The organism is Rhizobium sp. HT1-10, from assembly GCF_049472505.1.
In the GTDB taxonomy this organism is placed as follows: Bacteria; Pseudomonadota; Alphaproteobacteria; order Rhizobiales; family Rhizobiaceae; genus Rhizobium.
Genome location: NZ_JBCEBQ010000003.1, coordinates 448187 through 466369, shown reverse-complemented (window position 1 = coordinate 466369; position 18183 = coordinate 448187). Strand labels below are relative to the sequence as shown.

Genomic DNA, 18183 nt, shown 5'->3' with positions numbered 1-18183 from the left:
CGAATGCTGGCTCAGACCAGCGGCGGATTGAGGCGCGCGAATCCCTCCTGTCGGCGGTAGGGATAGTACGGATAGGGAGCCGACACCGCGCTCGCAGCATCGAGTCGGGCGACCTGCTCCGGCGTCAGGCTCCAGCCGACGGCGCCGAGATTCTGCCTGAGCTGCGCCTCGTTGCGCGCACCGATGATGACACTGGCAACGGTCGGCCGGCGCAGCAGCCAGTTGATGGCGATCTGCGGCACGGAATGTCCCGTTTCTTCGGCCAGAGCATCCAGCACGTCGACAATATCAAAAAGCTTGTCATCGTCGACCGGCGGCCCGAACTCGGCCGTCTGGTGTAGCCGGCTGCCTTCCGGCAAGGGCTGGCCACGGCGGATCTTGCCTGTCAGCCGCCCCCAGCCGAGCGGGCTCCAGACCAGGGCGCCGACGCCCTGATCTGCACCAAGTGGCATCAGCTCCCACTCGTAGTCCCTCCCGACCAGCGAATAGTAGACCTGATGGGCAACATAGCGCGGATGGCTGCCACGGTCGGCGGCGGCAAGCGATTTCATCATTTCCCAGCCGGCAAAGTTGGACGCACCGATGTAGCGGACCTTCCCCGACGAGACCAACTGGTCCATCGTTGCCAGCACCTCTTCCACCGGCGTATGGGCGTCGAAGGCGTGCAACTGCAGGAGGTCGATATAATCCGTTCCCAGGCGGCGCAGCGCATCTTCCGTCGACCGGATCAGGCGGGACCGGGAACTGCCCGCCTCGTTCGGCCCCTCGCCCATCGGCAGCGACATTTTGGTCGAGATCAATACCGCGTCCCGACGCCCGCGGATCGCCTCGCCAAGCACCTCTTCCGAGGCGCCAGCCGAGTAGACGTCGGCCGTATCGAAAAGATTGAGGCCCGCCTCGAGGCAGATGTCGATAAGGCGACGAGCCTCTGTGACATCCGTCGTTCCCCATGCACCGAAGAGCGGGCCGGTGCCGCCGAAGGTCGCCGCACCGAAGCTGAGAGCCGGAACCTTGAGGCCGGACCTGCCGAGATATCTGTATTCCATTGTCGATCTCCTGTTGTGCACCAAGGGTAGATCGCCGTTGAAGGATGAACTAGACCATTACAAAGAACAGCTTTCATGAGTTGAATTCACAATGAGCAGACAAGACGTCAACCGATCCGGGGAAATGGACGTGTTCGTGCGGGTCGTCGATCTCGGCGGTTTCTCCGCTGCCGCCCGTGCCTGCCGGATGACACCGTCAGCGGTCAGCAAGCTCCTGACCCGGCTCGAGGCGCGGCTAGGCACCCGGCTTCTCAACCGCTCCACCCGACGGTTGCAACTGACATTGGAAGGGGCGGCGTTCTACGAGCGCAGCAAACGGATCCTGTCCGACATAGCCGAAGCCGAACGCTCGGTTTCCACAGGCGAAGCGCCTTCCGGCCGCATCCGCATCAACACCAGCGCCTCCTTCGCCCACCAAATTCTCGCCCCGCTCGTTGCCAATTTCCTCCAGCGCTTTCCCGCCGTAACGCTCGATATCACTGTTACCGACGCTGTCGTCGACCTGATGTCCGAGAAGGCCGATGTGGCCATCCGCGCTGGCCCGATGAAGGATTCGCAGCTGGTCGCCCGCAAGCTCGGCGGCACCCGCATGGCGATCGTCGCAGCACCCTCCTATATCGAAGCGCATGGCCGGCCGTCCTCGCCCGATGACCTCGCCCATCACCGCAAGATCGCCTTCTCCTACCAGCGGGCGGTGTCCGGATGGCCGCTGCTGATCGATGGGAAGCGGGTCGCCAGGAAGCCGGACAATGCCCTGGAAGCCAGCGACGGCGAGACCATCCGGCAACTCTGCCTCGGCGGCGCGGGCCTGGCCCGGCTGGCTGGCTTCACCATCCGCGACGATCTTGCCGCCGGACGTTTGGTTCCGGTCCTCGAAGACTTCAATCCCGGCGACATCGAGGAATTCCGCGCCGTCCATATCGGTCGCGGCGGTCCCGTCCCCGCCCGCATCCGGGCGCTTCTCGACTTCCTGGCCGAGACCGTTGAACTGTCCTAGGTCGTAAAACCCGCACTGCGCAAACCACGTCCTTGCCCGAGCATCGACGCCCAGGCGCCGGGCGCCATGCCGAAGGTCTTCTTGAAGTGGCGGGTCAGGTGGCTCTGGTCGGAAAAACCGGTGGCAGCGGCGGCATCGGCGAGAGGGCTGCCCTCGGCAATCAGGGTACGGGCCATCTGCAACCGGCGCATCAGCAGGAAGCGATGCGGACTGGTGGCGAAGGCGGCGCGAAAATGGCGCGAGAGGGCAAAGCGGTCGAGGCCCGTCAGCCGCTCCAGTTCCTCCGAGCGCACAACCCGGGTCGCATGGGCCGCGAGATAGTCGCGAGCGACATCGACCTGGTGGCGAGCGATTGTGCCGAGCGGCTTTGTCGGCTGCGTTGCATGGCGAGCAAGGCTTGGCGCCAGCCGTGCGAGAAAATCATCGACAAACAGCTCCTCCAGCATACCGTCGAGCGCACCGAAAGCCTCGAGCAGCAGCGCCGCAAGCCTATCATCGGAGACGACGGGATCATCGACAAAGGGCAGCCCCAGGCGCGTCACACCGAGCAGCATCGACGGCTCCAGATAGAGCATGCGATAGATGAGCCCCTCCTCCGTCGCCGCCCCACCGTCGTGCAACTCGTCCGGATGAAGGACGATCACCCGCCCCGGCAGGCTGTAGCGCCGCTCGCCGCGATAGTGAAATGTCTGCACACCGCCGAGCGTGAGGCCGAGCCCATAGGTATCGTGCCGATGCGGCTCGAAGACATCGCCGCGAAACCGGGCCTGAATGCGCTCGATGCCCGGATAGCCGGGCGCCGCGATGATCCCGTCGCCACCGGGCGCCGCGCACAAACGTTCAAGACCGAGGTGAAGCGGGCTGGCAATGGTCTGGCCCATGGAAGTCCTTGAGTGCAGTTTGAAAGAGACCGAGCATGTTTGATACCAAAATCGCCGTCGTCCTGCGCGACAATCTTGCCTCGTGGCAGGCACTCAATGTGACCGCCTTCATGGTCAGCGGCATCGTCGGACAACATCCCGGCATCATCGGCGCCCCCTATCGCGACCACGCGGGCAATCTCTACAACCCCTTGTCGGTGCAGCCGATCATTGTCCTTTCCGCCGATGCGGCAACACTCGGCATGATCCACCGCCGCTCGCTGGAGCGCGGCGTCACAACCTCGCTCTTCATCGAGGAGATGTTCACGACCGGCCACGACGAAGCCAACCGAGAAATCTTCGCGCATTTCGCCCCCGAGGACGCCAGCGTCGTCGGCATCGCCTTGCGGGCAGACAAGAAGATCGTCGACAAGATCACCCGGGGCGCAAGGATGCATGGGTGACCTTCCCGCCCCAGTGAGGCCTTCCAAATCCCCTCCCCGGCGGTTGCCGGTGGCGACAGCCATGGTCGACCTGCCTAGACAAGATTTCGCGCAGGAAACGCTTCAATATCGCTCGGAAAAAATGCTATCTCAGGTGCGAAGCCGTCCATCTCAGGCATGACGCAGTTAGCGAGGATTGATCATGACGCCCGATAAAGTAGCCATCGTCACGGCAGGCGGAAGCGGCATGGGTGCCGAATGCGCCAGACGCCTCGCCGCCGACGGATACAAGGTCGCCATCCTGTCGTCCTCCGGCAAGGGCGAGGCGCTTGCGCAGGAACTGGACGGTATCGGCATTACCGGCTCCAACCAGTCGAACGACGATCTCAAGCGCCTTGTCGATGCCACGGTCGAAAAATGGGGCCGCATCGATGTGCTGGTCAACAGCGCCGGACATGGCCCGCGCGCGCAGATCATCGAGATTACCGACGAGCAATGGCATGCCGGAATGGACGTCTACCTGATGAACGTCATTCGCCCCGTGCGCCTCGTCACGCCGATCATGCAGAAGCAGAAATCCGGCGCGATCGTCAACATCTCCACCGCCTGGGCCTTCGAGCCATCCGCGATGTTCCCGACCTCGGCCGTCTTCCGCGCCGGTCTGGCCGCCTACACGAAGATTTTCGCCGATACCTATGCGGCCGATAATATCCGGATCAACAACGTCCTGCCGGGCTGGATCGACAGCCTGCCCGCGACCGAAGAGCGCCGCGATGCCGTGCCGATGAAACGCTACGGCACCAGCGCCGAAGTCGCCGCCACCGTCGCCTTCCTTGCCTCCGATGGGGCGGCCTACATCACCGGACAGAACATCAAGGTAGACGGCGGTCTCACCCGTTCGATTTGAGCGGAACTCCGGGAGCCCGCACCGTATTATCAGGTCGCGGGTTCCTAACGAAAGCGACGTATCAGCCCTCTCAAGTCACCGACGGCGGATGCCGACGATCTGACCCAGCGTCAGTGCGTTGACGGGATATCTCCCCCTCAAGAGACCGACGATCTGGCCGGACAGGGCCAAAGAGCCCTGATTGTTGACAAGGCCGCAAACCTGACCGCGTACCTCGGCCTACCCGCCTTCGTCGATGGTGAGTGTGCCGACGATCTGGCCGGCTGACAAGAGAAGACGCCCACCGCTCGCGACGTGCACCTTGCCGAGGATCTGGCCCTTCAGCTCTTTGCGGTCGTTGATAAGAATATGTCGGAAATTCTGCATGGAGATCGCCCATTGGACTGTCAGCGCGATCGACAAGTTTACAGCCGAAAATGATGTCAGCCTGAACGGCAGCCACTCGGCATGGGCCGACCGACTGTCGCAGCGGGCTAGCGTCGTCCTATTCCGGGCGCTGCGGTACGGTTCGGGCAAGCATCCGGCCGACGACGATCACCAAAACCCCGGCAATGGCAAGGCAAGCCGCGAGGAAGAACATCGGCACGATCTTGCTCCCGCTGACGTCGTTGATCCAGGGCACCACGTTCTGCGCGATGAAACCGCCGAGATTGCCCACCGAGTTGATGGCCGCAAGGCCGGCTGCGGCGCCGGCGCCCTTCAGGAAGCGGGATGGCAGGCTCCAGAACACCGGCTGACCGGCGAAAATCCCGGCTGCGGCAACGCAAAGGAACACGAACTGCAGCAGCGGCGACGTCACCAGCGCCGAGAGCGTCAGGGCGATCGCGCCGACAAAGGCCGGACCGACGATATAGGGTGTCTTCGACTCCGTCTTGTCGGCGGCGGCAGGCACCACCCATAGGGCGACGGCGACGATCACCCACGGAATGATGTTGATGAAACCATTGGTGGTGTTCGACACACCGAACCCCTTGACGATGGTCGGCAGCCAGTAGCTGAGGCCGTAGGCCGCCAGCGGAAAGCCGATGTAGCAGAGCGCCAGCAGTAACACGCGCGGATTGACAAGCGCCTTGAAGCCGTTGTCAGCCGTTGCATCCATGTGCTGGTTTTCCTGCGCCAGCCGGTCCTTCAACCAGAGCTTTTCCTCATCGCTGAGGAAGGACGCCTTTTCAGGCGTATCGTCGAGATAGAAGAAGGTCGCGATGCCGGCGAGCACGCCGGGAATACCGGTGGCGAGGAACACCCATTCCCAACCGGCAAAGCCGAGCAGGCCATCGAGATCGAGGAGCACGCCGCCGAGTGGCGCGCCAACGGCATTGGCAACGGCGCTGAAGATCATGAACAGCCCGACCATCCGGCCGCGATAGTCCTTTGGAAACCACAGCGTTAGCAGATAAAGCACGCCGGGGAAAAAGCCGGCTTCCGCCACGCCCAGAAGAAAGCGCAGGACGTAGAACATCGTGACGTTCTGCGTGAAGGCCAGTGCGATTGTGACCAGACCCCAGGTCACCATGATGCGGGCGAACCAGACATGGGCACCAAACCGTGTCAGAAAGATATTCGCCGGCACCTCGAAAAGAAAATAGCCGACGAAGAACAGCGAGGCGCCAAGCCCATAGGCGTACTCGCTCATGCCGAGCGCATCGACCATCTGCAGCTTGGCGAAACTGACATTTTGCCGATCGATATAGGCAATAAGATAGAGAAACCCGAGGAAAGGCATCAGCCGCCAGGTGATTTTCGAGATAATTGCCTTTTCAGAAACCATGCCGCTTCTCCCCGTCGTGTATCTTGAGCTTCCGTCACCTAGTGCTGTGACGGAAACTGGCAAGATGGCAGGGCAGACTTACAGTTGTCTTGAGCATGCCGCGGCGGGCAATACGAATGCGCTCTTTGCTGGTCACGACATCGGGGCCGAGAACTGGGCGACCGTCGCCTGGCTGGTCGAGATGTCCAAACTCACCGCGCTAAATCCACTCGCCTGCTTGATCGCCGCGCTCACCGCCACCGTCAACGGTCAAAAACAAAACCGGATCGACGATCTGATGCCGTGGAATTATTCGGGGCGAACAAACGGCTGAAGTCTGCTTCCGGCCATTGCGGACATCGGGGATAGGCTGGCAAGGTAGAATCATTTCGATGGGACAACGCATGACGATCATCCCGAAGTTGATTTCGCCCATTTCCTCGTCTGTAGTTGCGGTCGTTGCGCTATTCGCTGTCGATAGCGCCTACGACAGAGAAAATCTGTTCCAAACGCATAAGATGGGCGTCTCCCTGGATGCAGGTGTTCGGGCGGTAGTAATGATGAATAAGCTGCAAACCAGTCCAGGCCAACTGAGGTACGAACATCCGGCCTGCTGCAAAGTATACCCTTTTGTTCGCGGTGTCGCTCCATCTACAGGCGACCGCCGATCGATAGCGTCGGTGATGGCGGATAGGTTGTCTTCTTTGCTTTGGCTTGATGCCTATCTTGTCAGGGTTTCTCTTACAACAGAGGGACGCGTGATTGACGCTTCGGTAGTCACCACGGCTTCGGGCGCCATTATCGATTATCTCTGAGCAATCCGAAAAAGCAAATGACCGCTTCTCGCGCGCTCCTGCAATCAATGTCAAAGCGGTAGTTTTTTAGGAACGGTCCTTCGCACTACTTCGATGTGGGAAGAAGACAGCGCTTACTGCAGTACCGCAAGATCGATCATGCGGTACTGCTCAGCGTTCTCAAAGGTGGGCAGCAAGGCCCGAGCGTTATGACCCGGCCCGCGCGTCCGATCAGCCGTTCTGGGTGATCGGCGCGATCTGGATTTCGACGCGGCGGTTCTGGGCGCGACCGGCTTCGGACGCATTGCTGGCGACAGGCTGGGTCGGGCCGAAGCCGACGGCGGAGACGCGGCGGGGATCGATGCCCTGGGTGCCGAGATAGCCGGCCACCGAATCGGCGCGGCGCTCGGAGAGCTCCTGGTTATGCTGCATGCTGCCGGTCGAATCCGTGTGGCCGTTGACGTCGATCAGCGTCTTGTTGAACTTGCGCAGCACGATCGCCACGGAATTCAGCGTCTGGTCGAACTCGGGCTTGACGAAATACTGGTCGGTATCGAAGGTGATGGCCGACGGCATGTTGAGGATGATCCGGTCGCCGGTGCGGGTGACCGATACGCCGGTGCCCTGCAACTGCTGGCGCAGCTCCGATTCCTGCTGGTCCATGTAGTTGCCGATCGAGCCGCCGGCGAGCGCACCGATGCCGGCACCAATCAGGGCCGCATTGCGCCGGCCGACCGGCGAGCCGCCGACAGCCAGACCCGCAATCGCGCCGAGACCAGCGCCGATCGCCGCGCCACCGGCCGTATTCGAAACCTTCTGCTCGCCCGTATAAGGATCGGTGGTCGTGCAGGCGTTGAGGAAAGCAGCCGAAACGGCGAGAAGGACGAATTTTTTGATCATGGACGGGAGGCCTCTGGTTCGATGACGAGACGTGTATCAAGGAATACGGCATTATCATGAAATAAATGGCAGGCGCTCTTGTCTGCGGCAAATTTCGCCCTAGGGCGCGAAATTCTTATGCCTGCTCCGCAGCCGCGCGTGAGCAGCCGCTTTCCACCGGGCCGGACGAGCTCAGGTCAGAGGCTAGAGCGCCCATCCGCGCCGACAACCTCCGCAAGACAGCATCATCCGCCGGGCCGAGCAGCCGGCGCAAGCGTCCCCGCAAACCGCAGGAATGAAAGCAGAACATCTTTTCTGGCCTTTCGATTCCGAATCACTACATTACGCGACATGACGATAGGACATGACGACATTCCCTTCTTCGACGAAGAGCCCGACCACGCCGAGACGCGGCGACCGGAGCCAGCCGCGCCGCGCCCGCAGGCTACCGGCGGTATCGCCGCCCGCGCCATGGCCGCGCGCGATGTCGGTCGCACGCCGGATTATCTCGCCGGCCTGAACCCCGAGCAGACCGAAGCCGTCGAGACGCTCGAGGGGCCTCTGCTGGTGCTGGCCGGCGCCGGCACCGGCAAGACCCGCGTGCTCACCACCCGCATCGCCCATATCCTGTCGACCAACCGCGCCTTCCCCAGCCAGATCCTGTCGGTGACCTTCACCAACAAGGCGGCCCGCGAGATGAAGGAGCGCGTGGCGCTGCTGGTCGGCGGCGCTGTCGAAGGCATGCCCTGGCTCGGCACCTTCCATTCCATCGGCGTCAAGCTGCTCCGCCGCCACGCAGAGCTGGTCGGCCTCACCTCGGATTTCTCCATCCTCGATACCGACGATGTCGTGCGGCTCATCAAGCAGCTGATCCAGGCCGAAGGCCTGGACGACAAGCGCTGGCCGGCAAAACAGTTCGCCGGCATGATCGACGGCTGGAAGAACAAGGGGCTGACGCCGCCCGATATCGCCGAGGGCGACGCCCGCGCTTTCGCAAATGGAAAAGGCCGCGAGCTCTATGCCGCCTACCAGGCCCGGCTGAAGACGCTGAATGCCTGCGATTTTGGCGACCTGCTGCTGCATCCGATCACCATGTTCCGCAAGAACCCGGATGTGCTGAAGGAGTATCACCAGCGCTTCCGCTATATCCTCGTCGACGAATATCAGGACACCAACACCGCCCAGTACATGTGGCTGCGGCTCTTGGCCCAGCGGCCGAAGGGCGAAATGCAGAATGTCTGCTGCGTCGGCGACGACGACCAGTCGATCTATGGCTGGCGCGGCGCCGAGGTCGACAACATCCTGCGCTTCGAGAAGGATTTTCCGGGCGCCAAGGTGATCAAGCTGGAGCGCAACTACCGCTCGACCGAACACATCCTCGGCGCCGCCGCCCACCTGATTTCCCACAACGAGGGCCGGCTCGGCAAGACCCTGTTCACCGAGCGCAGAGACCCGGACGATGCCAAGGTGCAGGTCCACGCCGCCTGGGATTCGGAAGAGGAAGCCCGCGCGCTCGGCGAAGAAATCGAGCAACTGCAGCGCGGCGGCCATGCGCTGAACGACATGGCGATCCTCGTGCGTGCCTCGTTCCAGATGCGCGAGTTCGAAGACCGCTTCGTCACCCTCGGCCTCAACTACCGCGTCATCGGCGGCCCGCGCTTCTACGAGCGCATGGAAATCCGCGATGCCATGGCCTATTTCCGCCTCGTCTGCCAGCCGGCCGACGACCTCGCCTTCGAGCGCATCGTCAATACACCCAAGCGCGGCCTCGGCGACACCACGGTGCGCGCCCTGCACGACTACGCCCGCGCCCGCAACATTCCGATGCTGGCAGCAGCCGGCGACATCGTTGAGACCGACGAGATGAAGCCGAAGCCGCGCAAGGCGCTCTACGACGTGGTGATGTCGTTCCGCCGCTGGCAGGAGCGGCTGGAAAACACGCCCCACACGGAACTCGCCGAGCAGATTCTCGAGGAATCCGGCTATACCGACATGTGGAAGAACGACAAGTCGGCGGAAGCGCCGGGCCGCCTCGACAACCTGAAGGAACTGATCCGCTCGATGGACAGTTTCGAGAGCATGCGCGGCTTTCTCGAGCATGTCTCGCTGGTCATGGATGCCGAAACCAACGAGAACCTCGACGCGGTGTCGATCATGACGCTGCATTCCGCCAAGGGTCTGGAATTCAAGACCGTCTTCCTGCCCGGCTGGGAAGAAGGCCTGTTCCCGCACCAGCGCTCCCTCGACGAAACAGGCCGCGCCGGCCTCGAGGAAGAGCGCCGGCTTGCCTATGTCGGCCTGACCCGGGCAAAGCGCCTCTGCCACATCTGGTTCGTCTCGAACCGCCGCATCCACGGCCTCTGGCAATCCACCCTGCCCTCGCGCTTCCTCGACGAGCTACCGAACGACCACGTGTCCGTTGCCGAGACCGAGCAATCCTATGGCGGCTACGGCAGAAGTGGCTACGGCCAGTCCCGCTTCGACAAGGCCGAGCCCTTCTCCAACAGCTATTCCACGCCCGGCTGGAAGCGCGCCCAGGCCAACAAGACGGATGCGACGCGCGACAACTGGGGCTCCCGCTCCGGCCACGCAGTCGAGCGCATCGGCTACGGCGAAAGCGGCCCGAAGGCCCGGACCATCGACGGCGAACTGGTGGCGAAATCGACGACGGACACGCCCTCGCGCTTTGCCATCGGCGAACGCATCTTCCACATCAAGTTCGGCAACGGCAATATTTCGGCTATCGAGGGCAACAAGCTGACGATTGAATTCGACCGGGCTGGGCAGAAGCGGGTTTTGGATGGGTTTGTGGAGAGGGTGTGAGGGCGGGAGGTTTTTGTGGGGCATCTATCTTTTGGCCGCTCTCGGCCCTAAGCGGCCATGCCACTTATTGCCACGTTTGACACATAAGCCGTGTTTGAAGAGGTGGGCGTTATTAAACTGACAGTCGCTGCAATCATGGTTGGAACTCTTGCGACGCCTGCCTATGGGCAAGGCTCGGTCGGACAGGTGCCCGAAGTCGATGATCGTTTATTTCAATGCGGGGCAGCTTTTGCGATTATGTCGGAGGTCTATAAAGCGGCTGGCAATGCTGAGCTTTCGACATCTTACGCGTTACAATTCAATAGGCTTGCGGAACAGGCCGAGGGCATTTTTGCCCGGTCGAACCGATCCAAAAGCGACGCGCAAGCCTATATGCAACGACACGTACAGACCCTTTCTGCGGTAGCTGATAAGGACGCTAAGCTAGTGATTGGGTTAGCTCAGGTGTGTGAACAACGCTACCGGAGCTAATGACCGCTCAACGGGCCGTGGCCGCTGTCGGCCTTGGTGCTAACGCCTTCTCTGGCGGCGCTTCCGGAACCATAAGCTTTAAGATCATCTGAACGCCCTGACCGCTGTTTGCGCCTGCTGGCACAACAATGATGTATAGGCGACCATCCTGCTTACCAACACTCACGGCTGCAGGCGCTAGTCTCGCATCGAACGTCCACATTCCTTCTCCGTTAGCCAAGAAACCTGCTCCCCGAGGGTCTAACGCTCCTGCGGACCATCCGTCTTTGCTGAAGACGAATACCGTTCGGCCGAACTGGATGACACCGACGGAATTAGCGCCGTCCCCCCACCGTCCAGAAAGCCGATGTTCGGCAGCGGCGGCGGTGTTGGTCCACACCAGTGCGGTCGCAAGGACGGCTTTTCCATAAATGCTTGCTATCAACGACAGCGGATCCAACCTCGATAGATCTAATCTTCTACGTCGATTGCGTTTTTATGATAAGATCGCGATGTCCCCCATCGGCCCTTTGCGGACTGCGATCATGCAACCGCAAAAAATCTAACGAAAAGGACTGTCCAAGGGATCAATCCGATCCATCCAGCCATTGGGGCTTGGCACAGAAAGCAACCTTTTCGTCACGCTTGAAGCCCGCCCAGTTGAAACCCGTTTCATTCGACGAAACCAGTTCAACTTGCACATTTCCTAGAGCTATTATTGGGAGCAAAATCCGTGCTGTCGCGTACCCAGTGACTTCAAGAACAAAATCTACAAGCAGCGTGTTAGGTCCCTCGCGGTAGACGGATAGAATATTGGGACTCAATGCCGATGCTGCAACATAAGTTTTTCTTGTTCTCGACACTTTCGTCGCGTTTCAATGGATGTCCGGTGTCGGCGGAAGACGAAGACCGCCAGTGGCGCTAAGGGATCATGCTCGCCTAGCCATAACCAGCAAGAGAAAGCCTCCCAGGTCGCGCCAACGCGAGAGACGTGGGAGGGCTTCGCAAGCGGCGGGAGACGGTTGAGGCTCTCCGATGTACGTTATGACGAAACCAGCCGAGGCTACGGCGTTCAGGTAGTCGCTTATCGTGCGTGGGAACCTTGGAACTGAAAAAGAGAGAACTTCTTCGTCCTTGGGACGATTTCCAAAGCGCCAGCGCTCTGTAAAAGGCGATCTATCGAAATAGCGAGCTACCCGAAGGCCACTTGTTCTTCCTTCAGCGTCTTTTTCCCAGCCTAGGCCAGGGGTGATGAAACAGGGATGCAGGACACTGAAGAGTATGAAGCCGCCAGGTCGCAGAAGCCGGTACGCCTCCGACATGGCACCAGGTAAATCCGGTCCATCCATCAGTGCCATGGTCGAGAGAACCGCGTCGAAGGATGCATCTGGCATCCCACAGTGGTCGCTATAAGAGGTCAAATGGTAACGGACGCCAAGCGGTTCGGCTTCCTCCACGCTCTTCGCATGCTCGATCATCCGACTTGACAGATCGATCCCAGTCACACGTGCGCCCAACCGAGCGAAGGCACGCGTGTTCGTTCCCTCACCGCATCCGAAATCGATGACATCGTGTCCGTTGATTGGCGGCAGCGCGCCAAGGAAAGCTTGGAACGTGAAATGGTCCCGGTAAACATCGAAACCAGCGCGAACGTCTTGCGTCCACTGGTCCGCATTGTCGTTCCAATGCTTCGCGACATCGATACTAGGCATGTCACCTTCCATGAGCTAGACCTCCGCAGCCTGTCGTAAAGCTCCGACCATAACGCCATCGTTCGGAATGCGGCAATGACTGCTCTCGGCCCAAAGCAGACAAGCGAATGTAAACTGACTCGGCGTCCATCCCGCGACAAACTTTTCAAAATGACTGGCTACGATACCGCAGTGTCTGAGCCGAGACATTCATCTAGCCGGCCATGTCCAAATCCGGAAAATTGGCGAGGCTTATGCTTACTGAATGCGGTGGAGATTTGACTGCAGCGCCGCAATCACCATTTGAAGGCTTCCCTGCTGATCTTTACCGCTGACGGAGAGCACCTTGGACTCATAAGACCCGAGATCAGCGAACTGTGCGTGAAGGTCAGCAACTACCTGCGGATCGCTCAAACTATCTCCACCACGAGCAGCACAACGCCTGACAGCTTCGGAGGCCGTGGTGCGGAGCAGGATATAGTGAAGAGGCAGACCATGAGCCTGGAACGCCGGGAGCCAATTTGGTCGGACAACGCCATCAAGAACGACGAAGTAACCGTGGCTGGCATAGTGGGCCGAGACATCGGCCGCGATCTGCATGATAATTCGGTTTTGGTGATCGGATTCGGGAAGCCATGGATCGATATGTCCATGCTTGATGTAGCCCCAGAAATCGTCTGAATGGATATGCACCTTCGGCAACCCTGGCAAATGCGCTAGCGCTTCGGCGATAGTGGTCTTGCCTGAACCCGGAGGTCCCGAAAGAATGACAATATGTCCTGCAAGATCATCCATCATCACCTCCATGCTGCTTTTAGCAGAGGGCCAGTTGGGCTGTCACTACCGTGATGAGGTAAAAGCGCTAACTGCAATTAACGTAGTTGGCGCAATCCGGCCAGGACTGCAACCGGCCCATTCCGACCATCACCACCACGCAGAGTCAGGTTTACCGATCATCATCCATTGGACCTGTCCCGCGTTCAGCGGCCCTGCTGCAGAACGGCGAGATGAGACACCGATCACAGCATCTTGCGCAAGAAAAACCGCTGCGTTTCGCCGGGGTAGTGATCGAGCACCCCGAAGACCGAATAGCCTTGCTTCTCGTAGAAGCCCGGCGCCTGAAAGCTGAAGGTATCCAGCCATACGCCAACGCAGCCTTGCTCTTTTGCCCAGCGTTCCGCCTGCTGCAGCATTCGGGCACCAAGACCTTGGCCACGCGCCGCCTCGGGGACCACGAGCAACTCCACGAAAAGCCAATCATAGCAGTAGCTGGCCCACAGACCACCCTGCACTGCGCCATCCTCGCCGCGCAGCAGGATGGCGAGCGGCCCCCAGGGGCCATCCACCTTCGACGCGTTGTAGTCGATCAGCGGCTGGCGAATGGCGTTGTGATCGTCATCGCTGGGCTGGGTAACAAGCTCTAGCTCAAGGGCAGACATGTCGTTCTCCTGTCGGTCAGCATAGGCGATACACGCCCACATTTGCTGGCCCGATGCAATTCCGGCTGGCGCATTCCCCAAGGCCCAGCCAACTGTCATAGGGCCGGATACCAGAGTCGATCCCGTCTCCCCGCCCGCCCTCCACCACCCCCAAGCCTCAATCCCAACGCTATGCTGCAATGCAAAAAACACAATGCTGCGGTGCTACCAAATGTCGCTGGCTGGTTTATATCGTCCCCCTGCGGCCCATGCCTTCCGCTTTCCCTGCGGTTTCCATGCGGGGCCGTTGCCGAACTGCCTCCCGGCAGGGCCCCCTTTTCGGGCGCGGCGATAACAGTTTTGAGGATCAAATAAAGTGGCTGGGATAACAACAAGCAGCTCTGCCCCGGCAGGCGCAAAAGCGCCCGCAGGACAGAACCATCAATTCGCGCTCATCGCGCTCACCTCACTCTTTTTCATGTGGGGCTTCATCACCTGCCTGAACGACATTCTGGTGCCCCACCTGAAGAATGTCTTTCAGCTGAACTACACGCAGTCGATGCTGATCCAGTTCTGCTTCTTCGGCGCCTATTTCATCGTCTCGCTGCCGGCAGGCGCGCTGGTCAAGCGCATCAGCTACAAGTGGGGCATCGTCGTCGGCCTCGCCATCTGCGCCGTCGGCTGCGTGATGTTCATCCCGGCTGCCAGCTACCGTGTCTATGCGCTCTTCCTCGCAGCCCTCTTCGTGCTCGCGGCCGGCGTCACCATCCTGCAAGTCGCCGCCAACCCCTATGTGACCGTGCTCGGCCCGCCGGACACGGCCGCCAGCCGCCTGACGCTGACCCAGGCTTTCAACTCGCTCGGCACCACCATCGCGCCGATCTTCGGCGCGCTACTCATTCTCTCCGCAGCCACCGTTGCCGTCACCAACGCAACGCCTGAGCAGCTCGACGCGATCCATGCCGCCGAAGCGGCGACGGTAAAATTCCCCTATCTGATCCTGGCAGCCGCCTTCCTGGTGCTCGCCGTGATTTTTGCGGCGCTCAAGCTTCCCGATGTCGACGACGAAGAAGATCTCGACCCGATGCATGGCGGCGGCTCTGCCTGGCAGTACCGCCATCTCGTGCTCGGCATGATCGGCATCTTCGTCTATGTCGGCGCTGAAGTCAGCATCGGCAGCTTCCTGGTCAACTTCCTCAGCCAGCCCGATATCGGCGGCCTGCAGGAATCAGAGGCAGCCCACTACGTGGCCTATTTCTGGGGTGGCGCCATGGTCGGCCGGTTCATCGGCGCCGTGGTCATGCGCTACGTCGACGATGGCAAGGCGCTGGCCTTCAATGCCCTCATCGTCGCGATCCTGCTTGTGGTGACCGTGATGACCACAGGCCATGTCGCCATGTGGGCCATCCTTGCGGTCGGTCTCTTCAACTCGATCATGTTCCCGACGATCTTCTCGCTGGCGCTGCACGGCCTCGGCCGCTTCACCAGCCAGGGCTCCGGCATCCTTTGCCTCGGCATCGTCGGCGGCGCGCTGCTGCCGGTTCTGCAAGGCGTGCTGGCCGATACGATCGGCATCCACCTCGCCTTCCTGATGCCGATCCTGTGCTACGCCTACATCGCCTATTACGGCATCAAGGGCCACAAGCTCCGCTAACCCCATGAACGCCTTGCGCCCCGCGACCACTGCGGGGCGCAAAAGACTTGATCCTTTCGCCCCGGCTTGGCATCGTGCGCCCGGACACGGATGAAAGGACATGCCGATGAAGGCCCTGTTGCTGATCGATATCCAGACCGGCTTCTGCCCGGGCGGAAACCTGGCGGTGCCCGAAGGCGACCGGATCGTTCCCATTGCCAACCGGCTGATCGACAGTGGCCAGTACGACCTCATCGTCGCCTCGCAGGACTGGCATCCCGAAGGCCACGGCAGCTTTGCCTCCTCCCATCCCGGCAAAAAACCCTTCGACATGGGCGAGCTCTCCGGCAAGCCGCAGATGATGTGGCCCGACCATTGCGTTCAGAACACATCCGACGCCGCCCTCCATCCCGATCTCCACACTGATGCCATCGACTTCATCCAGCAGAAGGGCCAGAACCCGGCCGTCGACAGCTACTCCGCCTTCCGCGACAACGACCAGTCCGCGCTGACCGGCCTTGCGGACTATCTGCGCAACCGCGAGGTCACCGAGCTCGATCTCTGCGGTCTTGCCACCGACTATTGCGTGAAATTTTCCGCCATCGATGCGGTCGAGATGCTTCCCGGCGTCAAAGTGCGTTTCATCGCGGACGCCAGCCGCGGCATCGATCCGGCAGGTGTCGCGGCGGCGATCGACGAGATGCGCTCGCGGGGCGTCGCGATCATCGACAGCGCCGAGGCGCTCGCGGGCTGAGCGCGTTCCCCATGCGCTAAGCCTTCCTTCACGAAAATCACGGATGGTGCCCGAAACGCCATGGGGCCATTGCCGTGCAGACCATCACCATCAACGGCCGCTTTCTCACCCAGCCCCTGTCCGGCGTGCAGCGCTTCGCCCGTGAACTGACGATGGCACTCGACGCCCGGATTGCCGCCGGCACCGTGCCGGACGGGCTGAAAGACGTGACTTGGCAGCTGGCGGTTCCGAACGGCACCACGGTCGACCTAAACCTCAAGGTGATCGGCGTCGACAGCTTCGGCTCCGGGCCCGGCCATCTCTGGGAGCAGACCGCACTCTACGCCCACGCCCGAGGCAGACGTCTCCTCGGCTTTGGCGGCAGCGGGCCGCTGCTGCACCGGCGCCAGGCCGTCGTCATCCACGACGTGACGATCTTCCGCCATCCCGGCTCCTTCAAGCGCAGCTACCGCATGCTGCACGGCGCCCTCGGCTTTGCCCTGACGCGGACCGCCAAGATCGCCACCGTCTCCGAGTTTTCACGACAGGAGCTCGCCTCGGTCTTCAAGGTGCCGGCTACAGGCATCGACGTGGTCTATAACGCCGTCGACCACTTCGCAGCTATCGCGCCGGACGAGCGGATCATCGACCGCCTCGGCCTTTCGACCAACGGCTTCTTCCTGCTGGTCGGCACGATGAAGCCCAACAAGAACCTCGACTTCGCCATTTGCGCCTTCGAAGCGCTGGGCGACACCGGTCGCAAGCTGGTGGTGGTCGGCGGCAGCGCCCCGACGGTCTTCAAGTCCAAGGACACGGCCTCGACCGGCAGCATCCTCTATCCCGGCCGGCTGACCGACGCCGAGATCGTCGCCCTCGAACGCCATGCCACCGCCTTCGTCTTTCCGAGCCTCTACGAGGGTTTTGGCATCCCGCCGCTGGAAGCGATGACGCAAGGCTGCCCGGTGCTAGCCTCCGACATCCCGGCAGTGCGCGAGGCCTGCGGCACGGCGGCCCTCTATTTCGACCCGACCCGACAGGCTGAACTCACCGCCGCCATCAGGCGCATCTGCGACGAGCCAGCGTTGCGGCAATCGCTGAAGGATGAAGGCCGGCTCAATGTCGGTCGCTTCTCCTGGGACCGAAGCGCGGTTAGCATCCTCGACATGCTCGCAGCACTCTGAGCTGGCGCACCGCAGCTACCCAACAGGAGACGATCTATGACGGCAAGACGGGCGATGGCGGCACTCTTACGGATGGCACTGTGGACCACAGTCGCATTTTCCGGCTTCACAGCCGCCATGGCCGAAGAACCGGTCCAGCGGCTGCAACGGGCAACCGGATTGTGGAAGATCACGCCGGAGACATCGCCTTTTTCATGGGACATCTGCGTCGATCATGCAAAGGATCGCCTTATCGACGACGACCTCTGGAGCGACTTCGAGAAGGAATGCAGGATCGGCTCGCAACAGCGCGACGGTGACCGATACAGTTTCACCGCCAGTTGCCCCGGCGCCGAACTGACGGGCAAATATGCTGGCAATCTCGACAAGGCCTATACCCTGACAGGCGACGTCACCTTTCAGGTGAATGGCAAGACCGAGGTCCAGCACCATGTCCTGAAGGCCAGCTTCGAAGGCGAATGTCCGGCAGACCTGCGTCCGGGAGAGAAGAAAATGCGCGGCGGCATGGTGATGAAGTCCCTCTACGAAAACCGGTAGGCGGAGGGAACGCCTGGCATCAGGGGCTCCTGGACGCTTTCACC

Annotated in this window: 18 protein-coding genes and 1 pseudogene; 11 read left to right on the top strand and 8 right to left on the bottom strand. The window is 61.2% G+C overall.

The genetic code is table 11. The features are described from left to right. Positions 1 to 11: 11 nt before the first annotated feature. On the bottom strand, positions 12 to 1046 hold the full coding sequence (locus VH564_RS10835) for an aldo/keto reductase (RefSeq protein ID WP_423339829.1): 1035 nt from the start codon (positions 1044 to 1046) through the stop codon (positions 12 to 14). 91 nt (positions 1047 to 1137) lie between these two features. On the opposite strand from VH564_RS10835, the gene VH564_RS10830 reads away from it, so the two are divergent. Then, positions 1138 to 2043 carry a LysR family transcriptional regulator gene (locus tag VH564_RS10830; RefSeq protein ID WP_423339828.1) on the top strand — a complete coding sequence of 302 codons (906 nt, stop codon included), beginning with the start codon at positions 1138 to 1140 and terminating at the stop codon, positions 2041 to 2043. Here VH564_RS10830 and VH564_RS10825 read toward each other — a convergent pair. Then, the gene (locus VH564_RS10825; RefSeq protein WP_423339827.1) at positions 2040 to 2924 is read right to left on the bottom strand and encodes an AraC family transcriptional regulator; all 885 of its coding nucleotides are present in this window, start codon (positions 2922 to 2924) and stop codon (positions 2040 to 2042) included. The genes VH564_RS10830 and VH564_RS10825 overlap by 4 nt on opposite strands. Before the next feature lie 35 nt (positions 2925 to 2959). Between VH564_RS10825 and VH564_RS10820 the strand changes: the two genes are divergently transcribed. Together VH564_RS10820 and VH564_RS10815 are read left to right on the top strand one after the other, a co-directional pair. Next, positions 2960 to 3367 carry a DUF2000 family protein gene (locus VH564_RS10820; RefSeq protein WP_423339826.1) on the top strand — a complete coding sequence of 136 codons (408 nt, stop codon included), beginning with the start codon at positions 2960 to 2962 and terminating at the stop codon, positions 3365 to 3367. 181 nt (positions 3368 to 3548) lie between these two features. Further along, on the top strand, positions 3549 to 4253 hold the full coding sequence (locus tag VH564_RS10815; protein ID WP_423339825.1) for an SDR family oxidoreductase: 705 nt from the start codon (positions 3549 to 3551) through the stop codon (positions 4251 to 4253). Between the two features lie 219 nt (positions 4254 to 4472). Here VH564_RS10815 and VH564_RS10810 read toward each other — a convergent pair whose 3' ends face one another. After that, positions 4473 to 4619: a hypothetical protein gene (locus VH564_RS10810; RefSeq protein ID WP_423339824.1), complete on the bottom strand. Its 147-nt coding sequence runs from the start codon at positions 4617 to 4619 to the stop codon at positions 4473 to 4475. Between the two features lie 118 nt (positions 4620 to 4737). Continuing rightward, positions 4738 to 6021 (bottom strand): MFS transporter, encoded by a 1284-nt coding sequence (locus tag VH564_RS10805; RefSeq protein ID WP_423339823.1) that lies wholly within the window; start codon positions 6019 to 6021, stop codon positions 4738 to 4740. A 100-nt stretch (positions 6022 to 6121) separates the two neighbouring features. On the opposite strand from VH564_RS10805, the pseudogene VH564_RS10800 reads away from it, so the two are divergent. Both VH564_RS10800 and VH564_RS10795 read left to right on the top strand, forming a co-directional pair. Beyond that, positions 6122 to 6334 (top strand): annotated as a pseudogene (locus VH564_RS10800) (IS66 family transposase); the annotation flags it as partial. A gap of 70 nt (positions 6335 to 6404) precedes the next feature. Then, positions 6405 to 6815 carry a hypothetical protein gene (locus tag VH564_RS10795; RefSeq protein ID WP_423339822.1) on the top strand — a complete coding sequence of 137 codons (411 nt, stop codon included), beginning with the start codon at positions 6405 to 6407 and terminating at the stop codon, positions 6813 to 6815. A 210-nt stretch (positions 6816 to 7025) separates the two neighbouring features. Here the strand turns inward: VH564_RS10795 and VH564_RS10790 are convergent, their stop codons facing one another. Beyond that, a complete protein-coding gene (locus tag VH564_RS10790; RefSeq protein ID WP_111222878.1) occupies positions 7026 to 7694 on the bottom strand; it encodes an OmpA family protein in 669 nt (222 codons plus the stop codon). Positions 7695 to 8024: 330 nt separating this feature from the next. Here VH564_RS10790 and VH564_RS10785 point away from each other — a divergent pair, with 330 nt between their 5' ends. Both VH564_RS10785 and VH564_RS10780 read left to right on the top strand, forming a co-directional pair. Continuing rightward, positions 8025 to 10496: an ATP-dependent helicase gene (locus VH564_RS10785; RefSeq protein WP_423339821.1), complete on the top strand. Its 2472-nt coding sequence runs from the start codon at positions 8025 to 8027 to the stop codon at positions 10494 to 10496. Between the two features lie 90 nt (positions 10497 to 10586). Further along, a complete protein-coding gene (locus VH564_RS10780) occupies positions 10587 to 10967 on the top strand; it encodes a hypothetical protein (protein WP_423339820.1) in 381 nt (126 codons plus the stop codon). Between the two features lie 908 nt (positions 10968 to 11875). Here VH564_RS10780 and VH564_RS10775 read toward each other — a convergent pair. The 3 genes from VH564_RS10775 to VH564_RS10765 all read right to left on the bottom strand — a co-directional run bounded on the left by VH564_RS10775 (position 11876) and on the right by VH564_RS10765 (position 14076). Beyond that, entirely contained in the window at positions 11876 to 12658 is a 783-nt protein-coding gene (locus tag VH564_RS10775) for a class I SAM-dependent methyltransferase (RefSeq protein ID WP_423339819.1), read from the bottom strand. Positions 12659 to 12895: 237 nt separating this feature from the next. Next, complete coding sequence (locus VH564_RS10770) at positions 12896 to 13435, bottom strand: AAA family ATPase (protein ID WP_423339818.1); 540 nt, start codon at positions 13433 to 13435, stop codon at positions 12896 to 12898. A gap of 221 nt (positions 13436 to 13656) precedes the next feature. Next, positions 13657 to 14076: a GNAT family N-acetyltransferase gene (locus VH564_RS10765; protein WP_423339817.1), complete on the bottom strand. Its 420-nt coding sequence runs from the start codon at positions 14074 to 14076 to the stop codon at positions 13657 to 13659. Between the two features lie 355 nt (positions 14077 to 14431). Between VH564_RS10765 and VH564_RS10760 the strand changes: the two genes are divergently transcribed. The 4 genes from VH564_RS10760 (at position 14432) to VH564_RS10745 (ending at position 18139) form a co-directional block, all read left to right on the top strand. Beyond that, on the top strand, positions 14432 to 15709 hold the full coding sequence (locus VH564_RS10760; RefSeq protein ID WP_423339816.1) for a sugar MFS transporter: 1278 nt from the start codon (positions 14432 to 14434) through the stop codon (positions 15707 to 15709). Between the two features lie 106 nt (positions 15710 to 15815). After that, a complete protein-coding gene (gene pncA, locus VH564_RS10755; protein WP_423339815.1) occupies positions 15816 to 16442 on the top strand; it encodes a bifunctional nicotinamidase/pyrazinamidase in 627 nt (208 codons plus the stop codon). Positions 16443 to 16516: 74 nt separating this feature from the next. Next, positions 16517 to 17602, top strand: coding sequence for a glycosyltransferase family 4 protein (locus VH564_RS10750; protein ID WP_423339814.1), 1086 nt, complete (start codon positions 16517 to 16519; stop codon positions 17600 to 17602). Between the two features lie 36 nt (positions 17603 to 17638). Beyond that, positions 17639 to 18139, top strand: coding sequence for a DUF3617 domain-containing protein (locus VH564_RS10745; protein ID WP_423339813.1), 501 nt, complete (start codon positions 17639 to 17641; stop codon positions 18137 to 18139). Positions 18140 to 18183: the final 44 nt, after the last annotated feature.

What these genes read in the sequence shown, in the direction of transcription:
- VH564_RS10835 (WP_423339829.1), bottom strand. Translation starts at nt 1,046, where the DNA reads ATGGAATACAGATATCTCGGCAGGTCCGGCCTCAAGGTTCCGGCTCTC.
- VH564_RS10830 (WP_423339828.1), top strand. Translation starts at nt 1,138, where the DNA reads ATGAGCAGACAAGACGTCAACCGATCCGGGGAAATGGACGTGTTCGTG.
- VH564_RS10825 (WP_423339827.1), bottom strand. Translation starts at nt 2,924, where the DNA reads ATGGGCCAGACCATTGCCAGCCCGCTTCACCTCGGTCTTGAACGTTTG.
- VH564_RS10820 (WP_423339826.1), top strand. Translation starts at nt 2,960, where the DNA reads ATGTTTGATACCAAAATCGCCGTCGTCCTGCGCGACAATCTTGCCTCG.
- VH564_RS10815 (WP_423339825.1), top strand. Translation starts at nt 3,549, where the DNA reads ATGACGCCCGATAAAGTAGCCATCGTCACGGCAGGCGGAAGCGGCATG.
- VH564_RS10810 (WP_423339824.1), bottom strand. Translation starts at nt 4,619, where the DNA reads ATGCAGAATTTCCGACATATTCTTATCAACGACCGCAAAGAGCTGAAG.
- VH564_RS10805 (WP_423339823.1), bottom strand. Translation starts at nt 6,021, where the DNA reads ATGGTTTCTGAAAAGGCAATTATCTCGAAAATCACCTGGCGGCTGATG.
- VH564_RS10795 (WP_423339822.1), top strand. Translation starts at nt 6,405, where the DNA reads ATGACGATCATCCCGAAGTTGATTTCGCCCATTTCCTCGTCTGTAGTT.
- VH564_RS10790 (WP_111222878.1), bottom strand. Translation starts at nt 7,694, where the DNA reads ATGATCAAAAAATTCGTCCTTCTCGCCGTTTCGGCTGCTTTCCTCAAC.
- VH564_RS10785 (WP_423339821.1), top strand. Translation starts at nt 8,025, where the DNA reads ATGACGATAGGACATGACGACATTCCCTTCTTCGACGAAGAGCCCGAC.
- VH564_RS10775 (WP_423339819.1), bottom strand. Translation starts at nt 12,658, where the DNA reads ATGCCTAGTATCGATGTCGCGAAGCATTGGAACGACAATGCGGACCAG.
- VH564_RS10770 (WP_423339818.1), bottom strand. Translation starts at nt 13,435, where the DNA reads ATGATGGATGATCTTGCAGGACATATTGTCATTCTTTCGGGACCTCCG.
- VH564_RS10765 (WP_423339817.1), bottom strand. Translation starts at nt 14,076, where the DNA reads ATGTCTGCCCTTGAGCTAGAGCTTGTTACCCAGCCCAGCGATGACGAT.
- pncA (WP_423339815.1), top strand. Translation starts at nt 15,816, where the DNA reads ATGAAGGCCCTGTTGCTGATCGATATCCAGACCGGCTTCTGCCCGGGC.
- VH564_RS10745 (WP_423339813.1), top strand. Translation starts at nt 17,639, where the DNA reads ATGACGGCAAGACGGGCGATGGCGGCACTCTTACGGATGGCACTGTGG.